This window comes from Howardella ureilytica (assembly GCF_054657495.1).
On the sequence record NZ_BAAHYP010000004.1, the window covers coordinates 97,834 to 118,862 of the forward strand.

General features: G+C 40.2%; 21 protein-coding genes. 16 read left to right on the top strand and 5 right to left on the bottom strand.

All coding sequences use genetic code 11. The features are described 5' to 3' along the window. Positions 1-9: 9 nt before the first annotated feature. Both ACYQ1N_RS03130 and ACYQ1N_RS03135 read right to left on the bottom strand, forming a co-directional pair. A complete protein-coding gene (locus tag ACYQ1N_RS03130; RefSeq protein ID WP_459832634.1) occupies positions 10-1,002 on the bottom strand; it encodes a helix-turn-helix transcriptional regulator in 993 nt (330 codons plus the stop codon). Between the two features lie 88 nt (positions 1,003-1,090). Next, on the bottom strand, positions 1,091-1,558 hold the full coding sequence (locus ACYQ1N_RS03135; RefSeq protein WP_459832636.1) for a hypothetical protein: 468 nt from the start codon (positions 1,556-1,558) through the stop codon (positions 1,091-1,093). 485 nt (positions 1,559-2,043) lie between these two features. On the opposite strand from ACYQ1N_RS03135, the gene ACYQ1N_RS03140 reads away from it, so the two are divergent. The 15 genes from ACYQ1N_RS03140 (at position 2,044) to ACYQ1N_RS03210 (ending at position 16,547) form a co-directional block, all read left to right on the top strand. Next, complete coding sequence (locus ACYQ1N_RS03140; protein WP_459832639.1) at positions 2,044-5,538, top strand: hypothetical protein; 3,495 nt, start codon at positions 2,044-2,046, stop codon at positions 5,536-5,538. Then, entirely contained in the window at positions 5,535-7,682 is a 2,148-nt protein-coding gene (locus tag ACYQ1N_RS03145; RefSeq protein ID WP_459832641.1) for a hypothetical protein, read from the top strand. Before ACYQ1N_RS03140 ends, ACYQ1N_RS03145 begins: the two co-directional genes overlap by 4 nt. Before the next feature lie 228 nt (positions 7,683-7,910). Then, on the top strand, positions 7,911-8,339 hold the full coding sequence (locus ACYQ1N_RS03150) for a PDDEXK family nuclease (protein WP_459832644.1): 429 nt from the start codon (positions 7,911-7,913) through the stop codon (positions 8,337-8,339). 21 nt (positions 8,340-8,360) lie between these two features. Beyond that, positions 8,361-10,166, top strand: a complete 1,806-nt coding sequence (locus tag ACYQ1N_RS03155; protein ID WP_459832647.1) for a hypothetical protein — start codon at positions 8,361-8,363, stop codon at positions 10,164-10,166. Between the two features lie 277 nt (positions 10,167-10,443). Then, on the top strand, positions 10,444-10,866 hold the full coding sequence (locus tag ACYQ1N_RS03160) for a hypothetical protein (RefSeq protein WP_459832650.1): 423 nt from the start codon (positions 10,444-10,446) through the stop codon (positions 10,864-10,866). Then, positions 10,863-11,141, top strand: a complete 279-nt coding sequence (locus ACYQ1N_RS03165; RefSeq protein ID WP_459832652.1) for a hypothetical protein — start codon at positions 10,863-10,865, stop codon at positions 11,139-11,141. The genes ACYQ1N_RS03160 and ACYQ1N_RS03165 overlap by 4 nt, the downstream gene beginning before the upstream one ends. A gap of 155 nt (positions 11,142-11,296) precedes the next feature. After that, positions 11,297-11,797 (top strand): hypothetical protein, encoded by a 501-nt coding sequence (locus ACYQ1N_RS03170; protein ID WP_459832655.1) that lies wholly within the window; start codon positions 11,297-11,299, stop codon positions 11,795-11,797. A gap of 297 nt (positions 11,798-12,094) precedes the next feature. Next, positions 12,095-13,021 carry an Abi family protein gene (locus ACYQ1N_RS03175; protein WP_459832657.1) on the top strand — a complete coding sequence of 309 codons (927 nt, stop codon included), beginning with the start codon at positions 12,095-12,097 and terminating at the stop codon, positions 13,019-13,021. A 599-nt stretch (positions 13,022-13,620) separates the two neighbouring features. Continuing rightward, entirely contained in the window at positions 13,621-13,851 is a 231-nt protein-coding gene (locus ACYQ1N_RS03180; RefSeq protein WP_459832659.1) for a hypothetical protein, read from the top strand. 33 nt (positions 13,852-13,884) lie between these two features. After that, positions 13,885-14,454, top strand: coding sequence for a hypothetical protein (locus ACYQ1N_RS03185; RefSeq protein ID WP_459832661.1), 570 nt, complete (start codon positions 13,885-13,887; stop codon positions 14,452-14,454). 73 nt (positions 14,455-14,527) lie between these two features. Beyond that, positions 14,528-14,875 carry a VOC family protein gene (locus tag ACYQ1N_RS03190; RefSeq protein WP_194611086.1) on the top strand — a complete coding sequence of 116 codons (348 nt, stop codon included), beginning with the start codon at positions 14,528-14,530 and terminating at the stop codon, positions 14,873-14,875. Positions 14,876-14,971: 96 nt separating this feature from the next. Then, positions 14,972-15,094, top strand: a complete 123-nt coding sequence (locus tag ACYQ1N_RS03195) for a hypothetical protein (protein WP_459832663.1) — start codon at positions 14,972-14,974, stop codon at positions 15,092-15,094. Then, positions 15,095-15,232 (top strand): integrase DNA-binding domain-containing protein, encoded by a 138-nt coding sequence (locus ACYQ1N_RS03200; protein WP_459832665.1) that lies wholly within the window; start codon positions 15,095-15,097, stop codon positions 15,230-15,232. It begins immediately after the preceding gene. Between the two features lie 149 nt (positions 15,233-15,381). Beyond that, on the top strand, positions 15,382-16,005 hold the full coding sequence (locus ACYQ1N_RS03205) for a site-specific integrase (RefSeq protein ID WP_459832667.1): 624 nt from the start codon (positions 15,382-15,384) through the stop codon (positions 16,003-16,005). After that, positions 16,002-16,547 carry a low molecular weight protein-tyrosine-phosphatase gene (locus ACYQ1N_RS03210; RefSeq protein WP_459832669.1) on the top strand — a complete coding sequence of 182 codons (546 nt, stop codon included), beginning with the start codon at positions 16,002-16,004 and terminating at the stop codon, positions 16,545-16,547. The genes ACYQ1N_RS03205 and ACYQ1N_RS03210 overlap by 4 nt, the downstream gene beginning before the upstream one ends. A gap of 138 nt (positions 16,548-16,685) precedes the next feature. Here ACYQ1N_RS03210 and ACYQ1N_RS03215 read toward each other — a convergent pair whose 3' ends face one another. From ACYQ1N_RS03215 to nrdG, 3 genes are read right to left on the bottom strand one after another with little or no spacing between them, the layout of a single operon-like run. Then, positions 16,686-17,522, bottom strand: a complete 837-nt coding sequence (locus ACYQ1N_RS03215) for an undecaprenyl-diphosphate phosphatase (RefSeq protein WP_459832672.1) — start codon at positions 17,520-17,522, stop codon at positions 16,686-16,688. A gap of 16 nt (positions 17,523-17,538) precedes the next feature. Further along, on the bottom strand, positions 17,539-17,985 hold the full coding sequence (gene dut / locus ACYQ1N_RS03220; RefSeq protein WP_459832674.1) for a dUTP diphosphatase: 447 nt from the start codon (positions 17,983-17,985) through the stop codon (positions 17,539-17,541). Then, the gene (gene nrdG / locus ACYQ1N_RS03225) at positions 17,975-18,505 is read right to left on the bottom strand and encodes an anaerobic ribonucleoside-triphosphate reductase activating protein (RefSeq protein ID WP_459832677.1); all 531 of its coding nucleotides are present in this window, start codon (positions 18,503-18,505) and stop codon (positions 17,975-17,977) included. Before nrdG ends, dut begins: the two co-directional genes overlap by 11 nt. 166 nt (positions 18,506-18,671) lie before the next feature. Between nrdG and ACYQ1N_RS03230 the strand changes: the two genes are divergently transcribed. Further along, positions 18,672-20,951, top strand: coding sequence for a RelA/SpoT family protein (locus ACYQ1N_RS03230; RefSeq protein WP_459832679.1), 2,280 nt, complete (start codon positions 18,672-18,674; stop codon positions 20,949-20,951). Positions 20,952-21,029 lie beyond the last annotated feature (78 nt).

Consider the following 21,029-nt stretch of genomic DNA (forward strand, 5'->3'; position numbering starts at 1 on the left):
TTAATCACCTCATTTCAGGTATTGTGCTGTAAGGCGTCTCACTTCATCCTGCATCTTGTGAACGACTGTATCCGGACCGGTGATTTTTACACCTTCGCCCAGAGACATGATCCAGCCCAGGAACTGATTGCTGGGAATTACATTGACGTGAACTCTGAAGGTGTTTTCATCTTTACGAATCGGAGTGATATCCTTGCCGAAACGGTCAAAGATAATACCGACTTTGTCGTTGCAGCATTCCAGAGTGACGCAGGTTTCTTCTCCGCCAAACATACCAAACACAGCCTTGGAATACTTGGCCATATCGAAGTTCTTAAAAGCTTTCTGGCCTTCACGCTTAACCTCAACCACATCGAGATACTTCATTTTGTCTACACGGTAATGCTTGATTTTATCAGCTTCAGAATCATAAGCAACGAGATAGTAGTACGCGTCATCCCACATCAGACACCAGGGGCTGACCTGGTACATGGCACCATCATGACGCAGAACCTGATTGCCTTTTATATCCCATTGGAAATAGTGGAAGGTGATCTGCTTACTGTCCTCAATAGCAGAATAAATGGTATCCACGTTGTTGTAGACCAGTTTGTTCGGTGTCTTGATTCTTCCGGAAATGACAACCTGCCTCTGCAGCTGTTTTGCTTCATAGGTGCTGACCAGGTTTTCCAGCTTCTTGATCAGCTGTTTAGACTTCTTATCCGTGATGAACTTGGCCGCCTGTACAGAATCCACCAGAAGCTTCAGCTCCGGCAGTTCAAACTGTCGTTTTCCAAGATAGTAATATGTGTTGCGGCCGATCTTTTCGCTGATAATATCAAGACCATAATGTTCCAGTTCTGCAAAATCAAGATACAGTGTTTTTCTGTTTGCAGATACTTCATAGGATTCAAGTTTCTTAATGATTTCCTGCATGGTCAGTGAATGCTGATCATCCGTGTACTGTGTGAATATCTTTACCAGATAAAGCATTTTCAGCTTCTGATTTTCTCCCTTTGCCATAGCCCCGGTTCCTTTCTTTCGTTTCCCTTATGATAACACGAAGAGAAGTGTAAAGGAATGATTGAGTCTTGAAATCGGGATGCAAAGGTCAGCTTCCGCGCTCCTGGTTTTTGATGATTTCCTGTTTTCTTCCAGTCTCAAGAATGGCACGGACGTTCTGTTCTACAGTCTGCAGTTCGCGCAATTTGGATCTGGCAAAGGAATAGCTTTCATATTGTTCATTTTTCTTTGCAACCAGTGTAGCTTTTTCAGTTTTCAACTGCTTCAGCATTGGAATCTTCTTGCCACCGGACAACTCGCGTAATTCTTTTCGTGCAGCCTCGTAGAGAAGGATAGAAGATTCGTGTTCTTTGCGGAATGTTTGCCTGTCATGAGCGTTCAGATACTCCTTATAAACGGCTTTGTTGGTCGGGTACTGACTGGTGTTATGGATCAACAGATTGGTCTTGCGGAGCTGTGCTTCCGTCTCTTTCATCTCAGACAGTTCACGATCAACGTCAGCTTTGGTAGATGCGAGCAGAGCAGTAAGCTCTTCTTCGGATTCGATACCATTCATCTGTAATAAGGACACCGACAAAATGTTCCTTTTTCGGTGGAATATCCTTTTTCTTTTTACTCATGAGAAAACCTCCTTTTGCCCTACAGAAGTGGGCAAAACTGTGACTGCGCAGGCAGGAACCGGAGCACTTGTGCGACAGAAAATAAATACTCTCGTAAATTAGGTGTGGACGGATAATTACGAGAGTGATGAAAAACAAAAGTTTTTTACGAGGGCTTGGAGAGCAGAATCCCCAACAAATTACCTGTTAACAGAGATCCGGAATCGGATAACGGTTTAACAAGGCGAAACTTGCCAGGAGTATATATGAGATTTGTCACTTTTTCTCAAAGTCCGAAAAATGGGACTGCATGGGTAGTATAATGAAAATGAAACATTGTAAGAAAAAACAATATCACGAAGACAATCTGAGGTGAGAGAAGGAGGAAATCATAAAAGAATATATCATCACTACTATGTTTTGCGGAGAGCACGGCCTGTATTTGTGTGAGCTGCCAACAGGATATGGAAAGACCTATAATGTCGTTCATGCGATGAAGGAGTACCTGGCTGATCCGGATAACCACAGGAAAATTATTTATCTGACAACACTTAACAAGAATCTGCCTGAAAAGGAATTACTGTCTGCGTTCGATAATGATGGGGCAGCATATCGGAGAAATGTCCTGCGTATCCGATCCAACTTTGATGAGGTGACTGAAAAGCTGGAAAATCTCGCAGTGCCGGAGGAGTTTCAGACAGATCGATATGATAAGCTATATAACCTGGTGCAGCGATACAATCGGACAATGGCAAGCAAGGCGACTGACCAGGAATATATACAGGACATCAAAAACAGGCTGAACGTTGCCGAGCGTGAATTCAGAGCTGAAATCACTGAGAAGCTGAAGCACAATTTTTATAATAAGCAGGCACGGCTTAAAGCGATAAGAACGGATAGTAACTGGAAATGGATAGGGCAGTTGTATCCTGCGGTTTTTACAGATGATTACCAGATTTTATTGATGAGTATCAGTAAGTTTATGAAAAGAAACTCTTGTCTGGTGGAACCTAGCTATGAGTTTCTGAAGTCTGACCTGATCGAAGATGCAATCATCTTTATTGATGAGTTTGATGCTACGAAGGCAACCATTGAGGAGGCAATAATAGAAGGTGCATTGTCTATTCAGGAAGAGTATTTATCCTTATTCCGTCAAATCCTCAGAGGCTTAAATCCTAAACACCTGTCTCGGGAAATGAAAGATGCTTATCAGAATTTGGATGCTGAGGGTCATGCTCAGTTCACATTCGAAAAAATCTTGAAGGAAGCACATGACATTGAGAAGAATTATGAGGTATATCTCAGCTATAAAACTGCTGAAGAGAGTGTCGACCGCAAACAAAATTTCCTTCTGAAAGATGCCACATATCATACTCTTTTCCATGACAACAAGGGGTATATACGGGCCGCAAGAAATAATCATAAGAACCGAATTGATATCTTCTTCGAGACAAGAGAAGAATTCTACGCACATGTAAAGGAAAACAAAGAAAAGAAAATTGAAGAAGAGGACATTGAAGAAGAGAAGAACATTGTCGTCTATGCGCTGCTTCGTGAGATCAATCGTTTTCTGATCCACTTCCGAATATTTCTCTTTGTGTGGGCCAGACATTACATGCTGGAGATCAATGCCGGACGAAATCCGGAAGATGATGAAATGACATTGGAGAATGCAATTAGCACAATACTATATAAGTTTGAATTGAGTCCTGCCGGTCGTCAGCTGGTTCTCAGTGATATGCGAAGCTCATCTGTAAATCGTAAGCAGAATGAACTTCTTCCGGACAATAGCTTCTATCAGCAGGGAATGGAAATCTTTGAATTTGAGGATCAGGATTCCCATAATGACTCCACGAATTTGCGTCTGGTTGCCGTGTATGATACACCGGAGAAAATTTTGACTTATTTGTCGGGAAAAGCTTCCGTTATCGGTATATCAGCAACCGCAGAGATACCAAGTGTGGTTGGCAATTATGATCTGGGATATCTGAAAGAAAAGCTGGGAGATCAGTTCCATCTGACATCGAAAGATACGAAAACCAAGATAGCTGCGCAACTCAAAAAAGGGTGGAAGGCTTACGATGACGGGCTGGTTCGAATCCATGCGGAGATGGTGAAAAATGAGGAAGTGAATTTTGATGCGTTATCCGTGTGCAGTGAGATTTTTCATAATGAAGAATTAGCCAGAATCTGTGCAAGTTTGATTCAGAATAAAGTTGAGAAGGACTATTATGCACTGAGATACTGTAATATCGTCCGTGCTATGTATCAGTTTTGCTCGGTGAAAATACAGTCTATGCTGTATCTGGGAACGGCTCTGCCTAAGAGAAATAATCCGGAACTGGATGAAGAACTTTTGAAGAAGCTCTTTGAACTTGTAATCCGGGATGTCAAAGCTAGTAACCGTGCGGAATGCCATGCAATGAGTATAGAAGATCCCCCCATGTGTATTCTTCGCAGCAGTAACTTTGATGAAGATAAATCTGATTTGCTCGACAGGCTCGGAGCTGGGGACAAAGTATTTATCATGTCATCATACCAGACATTGGGAGCTGGCCAGAACTTGCAGTACAAAGCACCGGATAAGAATAGGCTGGTGGAGCTTGTACCGTACCTGGATGATGGAGATAAACGACATTTTTATAAAGATATCGATGCCATCTATCTGGGAGATGTTACAAACCTGACAGCGAATACCTATTCAGAGAAGAAGCTGACGGAGAAAGAACTTTTAGGAATGCTGTTTCAAATCGAGGAATTGAATCAGAATGCAGAGCTAAGTTGTGCAGAAGCGGATAATATGATCAAGCTTGCTTTTCATGCGTACACCGGACGTGGTCATATGGAAAGAAATGTTCTGTATCAGACAGAGAGTGTCAGACTGCAGGCTACTCGCCAGGTAATGCAGGCAGTAGGTAGAATGTGCAGGACATACCTGAAGGCACCGGAAGTTTTTATCTATATTGAAGAGCAATTGCTGGAAAAACTGTCGGCAGGAGAATTGAAAAAACATATCCTGCCACCGGAAATGCAGGCAATCGTAAAGCTTCGAGAAACTCTTGGAACGGAGTATTCCAATGATGAAGCAAGGATCCTGAATCGCGCGGAGAATATCTCATCGTTTGGTATGTGGAATATTCGTCAGACCTTATCCAGAAACTGGACAGAGGACAGCATGGTTTTGTGGATGAATCTGCGAATGACAACGCTTTGTCATCCCACAGCAGATGTGGAATTGCATGATACGGATGAGTTGATTCGCAAGCTATATGTCACAAGCGGTAGGGCGCAGAACAGATATTTTTACTCCCAGTATTCAGATTTTAGCAACGTGACAGTTGACTTCGGCGATGATGCCATTGCCTTCCGAAATAGCGGCAGGGCAAAACAAAAAGCAGACAGCGGAGAAGTTGCCGTCTATGAGATGTCAGAGGCTGAATCTGGTCTGCCGGTAATATTGCAATACCCGGGAATGGAGGAGTTCTTTACCGCATCGGGCTATGCTACGGAATTCCGAGAGAATGATTATATGATGAGTCCCGTTCTCTTCCATAACATCTATAAGGGAGCCTTAGGAGAAGTAGCAGGAAAGTTCATCTTAAAGCGGGAGCTTGGCATAGAACTGACTGAAATCACGGAGCCAGAGAAGTTCGAATTCTTTGACTATCAGATGGCTCCGGATGTCTATGTGGACTTCAAGAACTGGAAATCCAGCTACATTGTGGATCGAAGCAGTGTGAAGGAAGAGATATTAAATAAACTGGATGCAATCGGAGGTAAGCGGGCTTACATCATCAACATCATTGGTGATTCAGATGCCAATATTGCGCCAACACCAATCGATGCAAGGATCATTGAAATACCATGCTTGATTGACAGACATGGCCACCCGCTTACAAAGTGTTTGAGCATGATTCGAGAGGAGGACATCAGATGATTTTAACAAACAGATTCAATGTCACATATGACTATGAGAAGATCGATCGGGACTATGATATTTTCCAAGTGGAAAAGCCGGAATATCTGGACAAGACCAATATTCTGGATCTTGCTAAACAGCAGTTTAAGGCTAGGGCAGTGCAGTACTCTTTCGGCAGAACAGCACTGGTCTTGTTTGATAAGAACGATATATCAGAGAAGCAGTTCCGGGATGCGATTGAGGCAGATTATCCTGATGCCACAGTGAAAAAAGTAGATATTTTGAATGAAGAATCCAGGGAAAAATACTTTTACTATAAGGATCGATTGCTTCTGCAGCTTCTTGTAAATTCCATCCGTTTTCCAAAAGAGGAAGGCTTCTCCTACAATAATCTTACCGGCAAGTTGTTCTATGGAAATCCAGGCTGGGAGAGCAAAAATAGCGTGTATTTTCTGCAGATTTCTTTTGATCCAGGCATGTATCTCAACCTCGATGTGAAGACATTCAGAAAGGTAAACTCTAGAACATCCAGAAAGGTAAACTCTAGAAACGGTAGGTATTATCTCAAGGATCCAAATAACGGATACTTCCGTAGAAAGCTAAAAGAAGATAATGTCCAACAGGAAGATCTTTTCGTAGAAGCATCTTTCGAAGGTAAACACAATACAGTCGAGTACCTTGATTTCAGTTTCTTTGAGAAATTCCGCAAATGCAAGCTTGGAGTCATGGAACAGTTTCTGCAGGATGTCAGGAAGTATCTTGGAGAGTATGCCACATTGACAGCGGAAGAGCGGATCGGTGATCAGTGCTATAAGGAATCAAAGAAAGAGAAGGAAAATCTATCAGGTGTCGATTATGCAGTGATTCTGAATCAGCTTGGCGTGAATATTGTAGATCTTTGTAAGACAGAAGAGTCCAAACAGATCGTGAATCGTCTGGTCAGCGAATTACAGCACTTCTATGGCATCACGCCGCAACTGGGTGAGTTACAGAAGGATATGTACAATATTCGCTTGATCCACGTCCCAGAGTATTACGAAGAGCATCAGCTGACAGACCCGCACAGTGATGATCTGCATGGATGTATCGTACAGCATATGACCCAGGAGAATCATGCAGATCTGATGGGACCTATGGGAGATAAAGAGTCTCATGTAATTCATAAAATATTGGTGGAACTCATTCTCAAAGGAGACGTTAGGTCCGGCCAGATTAGTATATACAATTGGGAAAAGCTTAGTTCCAATAAGACATGGACCTTTGTACAGAGGAGAAAGATCAAAGCTCCGAATGGTGGATTTGAGTCTATGCCAAATGCGGCAGGAAAGGCCACAAAGAACCGGTTCAGCTATACCACAGTAAGAATAACTCCGGATGGAAAGATGGACTTCCGGTCTTTCGATGACATGGGGTTTGCAAGTGACGAATTTGAAGAGAGAATCAGATATGTCTTTGACACCTATGAGTCAAAACAGTGGCGGAGCGGAAAAGAGGTGGAAGGTCTGGCATTCTCGGATATCAATAACATCCACGTCATCATTCGTACAAAGGAAAAGACAATGCCCAATACGTCAGCCATCTGGTCCGGACTGAAGGATACAAATGATAAAGACGATGTGGTCAGGGAGCTTGTGCTGGATGCATTGCAGGCATACAAAGATTTCTATCCGGATGACAATTCATACGCAGAGCAGTTGGCAGAGCAGTTGGCAGGGGCAGCTGGTGAATTACCAGCTACCATTACCAAGCGTGAACTAAAGAAATTGATGAATGTGCGTACCAAAGCTGGAAAAAGATTCAATCGATTTTTTCACAACGAGTATGGTGTCTGGATATCACCGGAGATCAAGGACTCCGATTTCTCTGAAGATTACCTGTTGGAGAATGTAACTGACATAAAATACTTCATGGATGAGAATACCGATGGGGAGGGTATCACATCGTTTAATTATTATGTTGGACCTGCGAAGTCAAATCTGAAGTTATCCATCCACAATGCAAGTATCGTTCGCCAAGTGCAAGCGGAAGAAGAGGTTGAGTTCCAGGAATTATTGCCGCTTATGGCAGTAGATTTTGTTAGGATTGGATTCTATACGGTGCTGCCGTTCCCGTTTAAGTATTTAAGAGAGTATTGTCATACAGTAAGCTCCTTATACAACTAGTATCTTATGTAAACTAATGATATTCACACAATCCGCACAAATATATCCCAAAGCATGTCGAAATTTTTTTGATTATAGGCGGAATCTTAGCTTTGAATTAGAAAGGGAAGTTCGAGAGAAAGGCGATATCTTTAATGTGAACTTTGAGTTTGACGATATTTAAGGACCTGAGCAAATGAACGATGCTTATACAATTAAAATTAAAAGTGAAACAGCATATATGTTTATGTGTGGATAAGCGTTAAGAATTCATATATTTATGTTGGGGAGACGGCACGGATAAGATATGGAGTGATTGGGCTTGTCCATAAAACTATTCGAGGAGAACTTGTTCGCTCTAAATCTGAGGTTACAATTGCTAATCAGTTACATCTTCATGGTGTGGATTATGAATACGAACCAGAGCTCATTCTTGAGGGTAGAGTAAAACGTCCAGACTTTAAGATAGAAGATTATGATACAGGAATCGTATGGTACTGGGAGCATTGCGGAATGATGGATAACCCTCAGTATGCGCGTCGCTGTGAAGAGAAGGAGGCTTTCTACAAAAAGAATGGTATTAAAGAAGGAAAGAATCTAATTGTGACGTGCGATGAGCATGGTTCGATTGATACAGCTAAGATAGATAAGATAATAACTACAACTTTTGATGTGTAATAAATAAGTGAGGTGAAAGATTTGGATACCAAGAGCATAGAGATTATGGCGGTAAATGCATTTACGGATAGTGTGATTACTTCTATGCATTTGGACCCTTTTATTGCGAGTAATGATAAGGAACCTTTTTTCGATGGGAATGTATATATCTATGATGACAAGAGCAAAGGTAAGAAAAGCTTTAAGGGGAGAGTGGCCGTTCAACTGAAAGGAAAAGAGGCAGGTAACAAAGAAATGGGTAAAGATAGAATCTCATATCCCGTTGATACAACTGATTTGAGAGGATATCTAATAGATGGTGGCGTAATTTTTATTGTTGTACTTGTTTCGAAAGTTGCGAGAAAAATATTTTATAAAGAACTAACACCTGTTTTTTTGAAGCAACTAATTGATTCACTAAAAGAGAAGCAAAAGACAAAGATCATTAATCTTGTGTCTTTTCCGGCAGATGATGATTATAAGGCATCTATTTTTATTAATTTTCTAAAGAATTGCGAAAAACAAAGTGTTGTAAAAATCGATTCTAAGCTTAAAACATTAACAGAACTTGAGGATGCTGGTGTCTTAGAAAACATCACTATATCAGTAACTGGATACGGGCTGTCAAAAGATGTAGAGGATGCCTTTTTATCGCAGGATACATATTTATACGCCAAGATTAAGGGTACAGATATTTTACAGCCACTTGAAGGGATTGCCGTCGAAAAGTTCATATGCAGATATGTACCTATGAAGATATCTATCGGTAATAGAGTGTTTTTTGATGGCTGTAATGTAAATAGAAGCAAAAAAGGATTTCGCATCAAGATTGGAGAGGGATTGTTTTTTGACCAATCAATAAAAGAGGAGAAATCTACAATACAGTTCACGCCCTCTAAATGGATTCGCAAACAAGCCCGTGATTTGGAATTCTTTTTGGAACTAATTGAGTCAAGAGTTGTAAAAATAGGCTCAATGGAAATTGATCTTGATAAAGTGGGTTTTAATTGTGCTAGTTATGACGTGGAATCTGCCAAAGAACAGTTGGTTAAATTGCAAGATGCAGTAAAGATGTTTGATTCATTACGATATGATGGTGATATTAACATCTCACAATTAAACACAGAAGAATTTAGGAATCTTTCGCGATTAGTAGATGCAATTATCTATCATAAATCAGTAAATCATCTTAAAGATAATTTACCACCGATAGTATCGTTGAATATAAATGGTAAAGGTTTCATGGTGATTTTTGAGAAAATTGACGAAAAGCAGGGAACTTATAATATTTATGATTTTTTTGATAAAGAATTTCCTTTAGTTATGAAGGTCGGGGATGAAGAGTTTAAGCCGATTTCTCAGTATGCAATCTTGGCTGACGGAGATTTGAGTGAAATTGCAAATATTGATTTTGATAAAGTTGTAGATGGTTGTTTTGTAGATTGCAAAGAGCAGTACCAGATGGAAAGAGCTAATTTTGTTATGCTGAATTTTATCAAGGCATATGATAAGTCAAGAGATTCAAGATTTCTCGATGCTGCTGAAAAAATGCAGATGAAGATAGATAATTGTGGACCGGACATGGATTATATAGGAGATACAATTCGTTTAATCAACAGAAATCAAATTATTCGACGGAAAGGAAATAGTATTTCTGAAGAGGAACAGGATAAACTTTACGCTATAATTTCAAATAGTGACATGGATCCATCTATACAACTAGGAACTGCTATTGTACTTAATGAAAAGGGATTGGCAAAACGTGCTATAAAAAAACTCAGCAAGGATCAGATCGATGAGATGAAAAATTATCCAATTTGGTTTTTAGCAAAAAATTGGAATCTCTAATAGTAGTTAGGGTTATATATGGGACAATACTAAAAAGTGCTAGCTTTTTATGAGTTGGCATTATTAAGTTCCTTCTTCTGGCTATCCGCTACTATGCGCTTGATGAGAAACTACATAGACAGAGTAAGAAGAAGCGCCAGAAGAAACGAGTCTTATCTTTGGAAAAAATTTGGCTACTGGTATTGGTTGGTATCATTTGCTTAGGTGACCCTTTCAATGAAATGGATGGTAATCTTGTAGTTGTGGATTATCAGAAATCCAGAAAGGCGGTGCGCTAATGGGTGGTAGAGGTACATTTGCTGCAGGAAATCCTGTACCTTATGTTTATGAAGCGGATACTTCATTTTTTGCAGGTGGAAAGTTTAATGGTGTCAAAGTATTAAAAGGTGTAGAAGGATCTGGTAAGCATGGCCTTCCGGAATCATCTCATTCTAGTTTTGCGTATCTTAAAATGAACAAAGATGAAACATTTAATACTATGCGTATTTATGACAAAGATCATAATCTCAAAATTGAAATTGCGTATCACCGAGAACCAAAGGTTGGAAAAGGGTTAGCCAAGGTCCTGCACTACCATGTCTATGGAAAGGAATTTAGCCAAAGTAAAACGCCTAAGTTTGAGCGTACAACGATTCGAATGCACAGAAACTCGAAACTTTACAAACACTATAAAAAGTTTTTTAAAGGAGCTGAACTATGATTAATGGTAATGTTGACGAGTTTATTGAAAAACTCTTAGATGGTGAAGAGGTTATATATGTCTATCATGGAAAAAAGTATTTTTCGCAAGGATATAATCTGGATGATGGAACGTATTATTTTGAATTACAGCAGTGGGAACCAACAGCATCCGTTTTATGGAGTATAAAAGGATTAGATCGTCCTGCGAGTTTGGATGCTTTTCTAAAAGAACCATTGTTTGATGGGAAAACTTTCTGGGAATGTGAAAAGGAAATGGAATGGGTAGACGAATAAAAATCCCCTTGAGCGCTACCAACACTCAAGGGGACATATTTGAGGATACGAACACCCTCCAAACAAGTGTTTTAATTATAGTTTTTTATGGGATTTATGTCAAGTAGATAGTTGATAAAAAGAGTTCTTGGATTTGGCAAAATGGGCAGTGGGTTATGGTAACTATTGATATGAGATTTGATTCTGCTTTAATTCAAAGTTGGATAGGAAAGAAATTCAATAAGTATAAATGTGATGCATTTGACTTTACGAATAGTGTTACACAGATTGTCGGATTGTACATTGGTGATGAGGTTTTTGCATTAACAAATATACAGGAGTCTGTTGACTATTACGGTGAAAAGGATGACATGGCTGTTTCAAAATTATACCGTTCTGATGACATCAAAAAAAAATCTGCCTTTTCAAATGTTAAAATGATATCTACACCGGTTAACGAAGTAATTACTTCTGTAAAACTTGTTAATGAACAACAGAAAGTAAGTATAAAAGGTGAGTTGAAATATGAAGTATGGCTGACGCGCGCAATTATCTTTGAAGCCGGAGAACGTGAAATATCATTCGAAAAGGATACGGTTCCGTTTTCGGAGGAGATTACGATTCGCAGAGGATACAATTTGATGGAAAAAATATCTGATAATGACGATTTTTTATAAGAATGGTATGAAGAGTATTTACCGGAATATAAAAGAGAGACTGTTATAATCAAGTAAGGTCGGAAGAGGTGTTCTGAACTGATAAAAAATGTACGTCTGCTATAGCAGCATTTTCCGTCCGAAAAAAACGGCTGTGAAATGCCGAGGGTAAACCGGTTTCTGCCGCACACTGCCGCCTGAGGGTCTTACTACCGGAATTTTCGGTGCATGGTGTACATTTGAAAGAGAAATCGAGAATCTGCAGAGTGCGTTGGAAAGCTTTGAAAATTTGAAAGATCAGTTGAAATAGGATGAAAAATGACGGGAAAGACTAAGAAAGAATTGAAATCGGCTGAGCAGCTGATAGAGCATATGAAATCCAAGGGAATCAAATTTAATATTGTTTCTGAAAAAGAAGCAATTGATTACTTGGAGAATAATAATAACTATTTTAAATTGGCTGCTTTTAGAAAGAATTATCCCAAGCATCCAGCGGGAGAATTCGAAGGACAGTATATCGATTTAGAGTTTGCATATTTAAAAGATTTGGCAACTATAGATATGACTTTGAGATATACCATCGTTCATTTGGCATTGGATATTGAACATCATGCGAAGCTTCAGCTTATGAGGGAAGCTGAGGCTCACAATGAAGATGGATACACTATTATAAAGGATTATTTTGACTCATTAGATAATAATAGAAGAAGTCGTGCCGAGTCTGAAATAGAGAGAAATGTAAATAGTATATACTGTGGAGCCATTATAGATAAACATAAAGATGCTTATCCAATATGGGCTTTTATTGAGATAGTTCCGTTTGGCCAGTTACTATCCTTTTATAGATTTTGCGCTGATCGATATAAGAATAAGAAAATGCAAAATACATGGTATCAGTTGATGGCATGTAAAGAGATTAGGAATGCTTCTGCACACAGTAGTTGTGTTTTAAATGATTTGACACCTAATAGTGCAAAATATAATACCAGTGATGATGTTATGAGGTCTTTATCTGCTATTAAAGGTATTTCAAAGAATACACGTAAGTCGAAGATGAGTAATGCAAGGATTCAGCAGATAGTTACTTTACTGTATGTTCATCATAACACAGTAACAAGTGCGGGGGTATTGAACAAAGGAAAAGCTAAGTTAAAGGATTTGACGGATATGGTGGACAAGCATGCTGATTATTATCAAGGCCATGATATGATTAGATCTGCTTTTGGTTTTCTGAAAAATAATTGAGGCTTGGTACTTGACAGAGGATCCGGAAAACAATAATATGTAGCTATAAAGAAAAAGCGTGTGCTTTTGCGGAGCGTTGTTGCAGAAATGTGATATGGCTCTATTTTTTTGCTAAGATGCTTTCATGACTTCTGGTCCACTGGACCGGAAGTTTTTTTGTCCATTTTTAGATATGCCAGTAGCAATCAAGGTCATAGGCCTCACCTAACGCACACGACATAGGAAATGCGGAAGATGCATAATGAGTAAACTTTTAGGTTGTAACTTTATGCGTATCTTGTTACTTACGTTTTAAGTGAAGTATCGGATTATCCGCACATTGTTGGTGATTCGCAGATTGTTGGCGGAACGTAGTATTTATGGGGACTGCAGGCTACGAAGCTTCGTTTCGGAATATCCGTGAAGGGATAGTTTGAAATCATTATGAAATGAAGTGGCCCAACGAGTGGTCGTCAAGTGGTGGTCAAGGTCGTTGAATTGCTACGGAATGCTGATTTTATAAGGGATGCAGGCTTTTTCGAAACCTCGTAATAAACCAAGATTTTGTATGGAATGGAATTAAAAGTTTCTTTGAAGGCTTGTGGAATGGCATCAAGAGTATGGCAGAGACTGTATTCGGCGGCATCAAGAGCTTTCTTGGCGATACCTGGGAGGGAATCAAATCCGCGGCCGGAACCGCATGGGAAGGGATCAAAGGCGGCTTGTCATCTGCATGGGAAGGAATCAAGACTACCGCTGGGACTACTTTTGAGACGATCAAGACGAATATCGGAACCGCGTGGGAGGATGTAAAATCCAACACTTCTACAGCGTGGGAGAACATCAAATGAACCATCAACGAGAAAGGAGGAGGCATCAAAGGCGTGATTGGAACGGCGCTGGAAGGCTATAAGGCTCTTTGGAGCGCCGGATTTAACACGATTAACACCCTGACCGGAGGAAAACTCGGAGATGCGCTTTTTACGGTAAAGACGAGGCTTGCCGGAATCAGTTCAGCGTTTTCCGATATGATGAGCAGCGCAAAGTCTGTGGTAAGCGAAGGTCTGGAGCGGATTAAAGGATTTTTCTCAGGCTGCAGGCTCGAGTTTCCGAGGATTAAGCTGCCGCATTTTTCCCTGTCGGGAAAGTTCTCGCTGGATCCGCCGTCGGTTCCGCATACCAGTGTCAGCTGGTACAGGAAGGCTATGGACGATGCGTATATACTGAACAGCCCGACTATCTTTGGAATGGCAGGAGGAAGGTATCTCGGCGGAGGCGAAGCAGGTCTGGAGGCCGTGGTCGGTACATACAAGCTGGCGGAGATCGTAAAGACGGCGGTGGCGTCAGTTTCCGGTGGGACAACAGTGATCCCTGTGTATATAGGCCAGGAGAGGATTGACGAAATCGTTGTCCGAGCAGCGAGATCACAGAATTTCCGAAGCGGAGGACGTTGATTTTGTTCAAGATTCTGTCACTCATTTCTGATATAGTAGAGGAAAATCATAATTTGTAAGGAGAAACTTTTCAATGAAAATGGTACATGTAACAATTTATACAGGATGTTTAGAAGATTCTATTAAGTTTTACAAAGATGTTGTAGGATTAAATGTTCAAAATGATTTTCGTGAGTTCGGCGGAAACATAGTATTTCTGGCAAAAGATAAGGGAGACACGCAGGTTGAACTAATTGATGATCCTCAAAAGGCATATAAGGGTAGTGGTATATCAATGGGATTTCATGTAGATGATGTTGAAGCGAAGCGTGAAGAACTTATTGCAAAAGGATTACATGTAACACCGATTATTGCACCGAATCCACATGCGAAATTCTTTTTTGTTGAAGACCCAAATGGAGTGACAGTGCAGTTTATTTAGAATTCGATAAATCCCAGTTTATGTATATATTGATTTTCAGGCGTCTGCTTCGGCGGGCGCTTTTATTATGCCCTGACGCGGGAAGGAGGGAATGACGTGCTGATAGATTATCCTGTGAAGTTCGGTGACGAAGAGATTCCGGAGCCGGAAGAATGGTCCGGGGAATCGTCTGTTATCGAAAATGTAAATCAGACGGAAGCCGGGACAGATCAGATATAGGTGACGAGGTACGGCAAGGCTCATTTCTTTTACAGCTGGCGGCTGGAAGCAAATGATCCCCTGCCTGCAGGAAAGAAGCCTTGTCTTTCCCTGCGTGATATGGAAAAACAGTACCGAAGGGATACCAGACAGTGGTGAATACCCTGAAGCAGCAGGATTTTTCGGCGCGTAAGATTGCCTCAATCAAGCGCTCTGACGCGAAGCTGTTTGTGATCGGGCTGCAGGATTCCGGAAAAAGCTACAGCTCGATTCGCACCATCCGTGGAGTCCTGAGACCGGCGTTTCAGATGGAGGTAGACGATGAAGTGATCCGGCTGATTCATTTCGATTTTCATATGGCGTCGGTGCTGATCGATGACCGTGGGAGAAGGGAAGCAATTTCAAAGAAGGAGATGGAAAAGTTCCTGAAATTTGTCCATGACGATAAATGCTACTACAAATACTACGAAGCCTTTTATATTCTGTTTCATACGGGGCTTCGGATTTCAGAGTTCTGCGGTCTGACGGTAAAAGATCTTGATATGGAGAAGCAGATTCTGAACGTGGATCATCAGCTGCAGAGAAGGGGCGACAGCAGGTATATCATTGAAACAACAAAGACAAACGCAGGCACCCGCCGTATCCCGATGACAGGCGATGTGTATGCCTGCTTTCAAAGTATATTGGAAAGCCGCAGGCCGCCGAAGCCCGAGCCGATGATAGATGGATACTATGCAAATGCTTCCCGGGTCTTTTGTCGTCTCCGGTATCATGGTAAACTGAAAAAACAGATAAAAAAATGTACATTTGCCAGGCCGGCATTTTTCCCTCTGGGGAAACGGCTCTTGAATGTCCGCAGTATACCACATCCTGCCGCCCATTGCCGCCTGAAGCTTTACTACCGGAATTTCCGGTGCATGGTGTACATTTGAAAGAGAAGAAGAAACCCAGCAAAGAAGCGCAGAACACGGCACTTTGCGGCGTCTTAGGAAGGAAATATTATATGATAAGAATACTTTTCGTCTGCCACGGCAACATTTGCCGTTCCCCGATGGCAGAATCAATATTTAACTACATGATAAAAGAAAAGGGGATAGCGGATAAATTCGAAACAGACTCCGCAGGTACAAGTCGTGAGGAAATAGGTCATGAGGTACACAGGGGTACCGTCAGGAAACTGAAGGAAATGAATATACCGGTAACGCCGCATAAAGCCAGACAAATGACATGGGTTGATTATGAATATTTTGACTACATCATTGCAATGGATTCAATGAATGTTGCCGGTATAATCAGAATAGCAGGTGATTCCGACTATGACGGTAAGGTACATAAGATTATGGAATATGCCGGTGAAGACAGAGACGTTGCCGATCCGTGGTATACCGGAAACTTTGACGCCACATATGATGATATTTCAAGAGGTGTTGAAGGCTTGCTTAATACGTTGAATAAAAAATATAATTTGTTTTAATTTCAACATATAAAATAAATGTTTTCGGATTGCATATAGTTTCAATTACTTATTGGGTCTTATTTTTTAGTCTGTTTTCGATAAGTTTACAAAATGAAAATGCGGGCTGAGTATCAATTGATACGCAGTCCGCATTTTTTATAAGAACATTTTAAATAATACAATTACGGCGATACCGAGTATTATTCTGTACCATCCGAATACAACGAAGGTATGCTTCTTTATATATCCTACTATAAATCTGATGACAAATATGGATACAAAGAAGGCAACCGCAATACCGATAAGCAGCAGCAGAGCCTCGTTCGGTGTAAAATGAAACCCGAACTTCACAAGTTTTGCGATACTTGCTCCGAACATTACCGGTATGGCAAGTAAAAATGTGAATTCCACGGCAAGTTTTCTTGAAAATCCCATTAAAAGCATGGCAATAATGGTTATTCCGGATCTGGAGGTTCCGGGGAATACGGCAGCAATCATTTGAAACATTCCTATAACAAATGCCATAAGAAATGTTATGTCGCTTAATCTGCTGACTCGGACCCGTTTCCCCTTTTTTAATCTTTCAACAATAATAAATATCACGCCTACGACAATCAATGATACGGCAATGGATATTGGATTGTAAAATGCCGCATTTATTGCATCGTCAAAGAAAAAGCCGACTATTGCGGCGGGAATTGTTGCGATTATTATTTTCCCCCACAGCAATAATGATGAAAGTTTTATCTGTACATATCCTGATTCTCTCGTAAACGGAAATAATTTCCAAAAGAACGGAATAATTACGGCGCATATGGCTCCCAACTGAATAACAACTTCAAACATATCGAAGAAACCGTCAGATACTGTATAAAAAGATGTTATTTGATTGAGCAGTATCATGTGACCGGTTGAACTGACGGGAAGCCATTCCGTTATTCCCTCTACGAGACCGAATAAAAGCGCCGTAAGCATATCAAGGTTAAATAACATTTATATTCCCTCCGGATCAATGAGTTCCGGTTGAACCGAACCCGCCTTCGCCTCTGACTGTGTCTGTTAATTCATCTACTTCGTTAAATGTTGCGGCATAGTATGGAGTAAATACGATTTGAGCTATTCTTTCATGCTTATCAATTTGTTTTGTTTCATTAGTATGGTTGTGAATCGCAACCATTATTTCTCCTCTGTAATCGGAATCTATTACGCCGACTTTATTGGCGGGTGCAAGTCCTCTTTTACATGCAAGAGAGCTTCTTGCATATACAAGGCCGACAAGACCGACGGGAATTTCTATGGCAATGCCTGTATGAATAAAGACTGTTTCATGTGGTTTTATTACGGCTTCTTCAAGTGCAAACAGGTCGGATCCCGCCGCATACTCGGAACCGGTAAGGGGTTCCTTTGCCTCATCGTTTAATTTTTTAAAGTTGATGACTGTTTTATTAAGACTCATAACCTTCCCTTTCTATAACATGTCCCGCTTCCAGCGACTTTTTTACGTCTATGGTTCTTTGATTTGCCGATCCTTTGAATTTAAGCATCAGATTTTTCTGTTCTTCGATAAAAGGACCGTCAACAATTACATCCGTATATTTCAATAATTCGGACGTATACGGTGACTCTTTCGTCATAACATCAATAATATCCTTATCAAACAGATATCCGGTAAAGCACCATACATCTTTTTCGGGATATGTTTCTTTAACCTTTTTTAACAAAGGAAGCAAACCCTCCTGATTGGAATATTCAAACGGCTCTCCTCCGAGTATAGTAATACCTGAAATATAAGGCTCTTTCATTGCGCTTATTATGGATTCAGTTACTGAATCGTCATATGGTTTGCCTGCATTAAAATCCCATGTGACCTCGTTAAAACAGCCCTTACAGTGATGTGTGCATCCTGATACATATAGCGTAACTCTGATGCCAGGACCGTTAGCCACATCAAATAGTTTAAGCTCTGAATAATTCATTTTAACACCACGTTTCATTTACAAATTGACATAATTGTCTTTAATTATATCAAAAAAAAATCGTAAATAAAATAAATCTTATTTATTCTTTGACGGTGTATATATAAAGGTTGTATATTATATACTAAATTTATTTCGTAAGATAGATATGCGTGAGGTGATGTTTATGCCAGGAAATACAGAAAAAACAAAGAATGTAAGCGATAATCTTAAGAACAACGTTCCGGCGGATTATACACCCCCGGAGGTTTTACATGATGAATTATTTGATACCATAAAAAGATATCACCCTTCCAAGGATCTTTCCGATATTGAGAAAGCGTATCAGATGGCATTTGATTCACATGTAGGACAGTTCAGAAAATCAGGAGAACCTTACATTATTCATCCGATTTGTGTTGCAATAATTCTTGCTCAGCTTGAACTTGATAAAGAAACAATTATTGCCGGCCTTCTTCATGACGTGGTTGAAGATACGGAAGTGACAAACGAGGATATCGTAAGAGAGTTCGGCGAGGAAGTGGCGCTCCTCGTTGACGGCGTAACAAAACTTACAAGATTAAAGTATAAACAGGATAAAATTGATATTCAGGCGGAAAATTTGCGTAAAATGTTTCTTGCCATGGCAAAGGATATCAGAGTTATCCTTATTAAGCTTGCAGACAGACTTCACAATATGAGAACTCTTCAATATCAATCACCCGCAAAGCAGATTGAGAAGTCAAGAGAGACCATGGACATTTATTCTCCTCTTGCAAACAGACTCGGAATATCGAAAATTAAAATTGAACTTGATGATTTATCAATGAGATATCTTCTCCCTGATGTTTATAAGAGCCTCAGACAGGAAGTGCATACGCTAAGACCGGGCAAAGAAGCTTTTATGGAGAAGGTGAAAAAAGAAATTGCCATGCATATGGAAAATAACCATATTGATGCGGTGGTTACGGGAAGAGTAAAGCACTATTTTTCCATATACAGGAAAATGGTAACACAGAATAAAACTCTCGATCAGATATATGATATATTTGCCGCAAGAATTATCGTAAAGACTGAAAAAGATTGTTATGCGGCTCTCGGCGTTATTCATGATATGTATAAGCCGATTCCCGGACGATTTAAAGATTACATCGCCATGCCTAAGCCTAATATGTATCAATCGCTTCATACTACTCTTATGTCAAGTGAAGGACAGCCGTTTGAAGTTCAAATAAGAACCGAAGAGATGCACAAAACAGCAGAATACGGTATTGCGGCTCACTGGAAATATAAGGAAGGCAATACTGGAGTACCTGCCAAAGACTCTCTTGAAACAAAGCTTAGCTGGCTTCGTCAGATTCTTGAATGGCAGAAAGAAATGTCCGACAATAAGGAATTTGTCGACTCCGTAAAGGCTGATTTAAGTCTCCTTTCCGATACTGTTTATTGCTTTACTCCTTCAGGTGACGTTAAGAATCTTGCGGTGGGTTCGACTCCTATTGATTTTGCGTACAGCATTCATTCAGCGGTAGGCAATACCATGGTGGGGGCAAGAGTAAACGGAAGAATAGTCCCAATTGACTACAAGATTAAAAACGGTGACAGAATTGAAATTATTACTTCTCAAAATTCTAAAGGACCGAGCAGCGATTGGCTTAGTATTGTTAAAACCACACAGGCTAAAAATAAGATAAAGCAGTGGTTTAAGAAGGAATTCAAGGAAGAAAACATAGTAGAAGGCAAGAATAAGATACTGCAATACTGTAAATCAAAAGGAATTGACAGTACAACGATTAACAAGCCTCAATACTTTGAAAAAGCTATTAATAAGTATGGTTTTTCAGACTGGAATGCGCTGCTTGCCGCCATAGGACACGGAAGTCTTAAAGAAGGACAGGTTGTCGGAAAACTTCTTGAAGAGAGAGATAAGGATATCCGTTCTCACATAACCGATGAAGATATCATTAATAATATAGAAGAAAAGCATGTAAATGTTGCCCCTGCGGCAGACGGTAAAAAGAGCACCATTCTTATTGATAAGCTCGGAAGTATCGATGTTCATCTTTCTAAATGCTGTCATCCGGTTCCCGGTGATGAAATCATAGGATACGTAACAAAGGGAAGAGGTATTACGATTCACAGAACTGATTGTACCAACATACAGCATTTCCCTGAATCGGAGCGTGCAAGACTTGTTCCCGCCGAATGGTCTGCTTGTAAGATTGAGGGTACATACAGTGCAAAAATCAGCGTTTATGCCCACAATCGTGTCGGACTTCTCATTGATGTTTCAAAAGTGTTCTCGGACGAAAATATTGACGTTAAGTCAATAGACGTAAGAACAGATAAAAAAGACATTGCGACTCTTAATTTCGGATTTGAAGTTAAGAATAAGGATCAGCTTGCAAAGATTGCAGCAAGAATCAGAAATGTTAACGGAGTTACGGAAGTAACGAGAGTAAGATAATTAATAAATTTATTTACAATGATTGTACAATAATTGTTTTCTGAATTGAAAACAATCGAAATTTTAACTTTAACAATA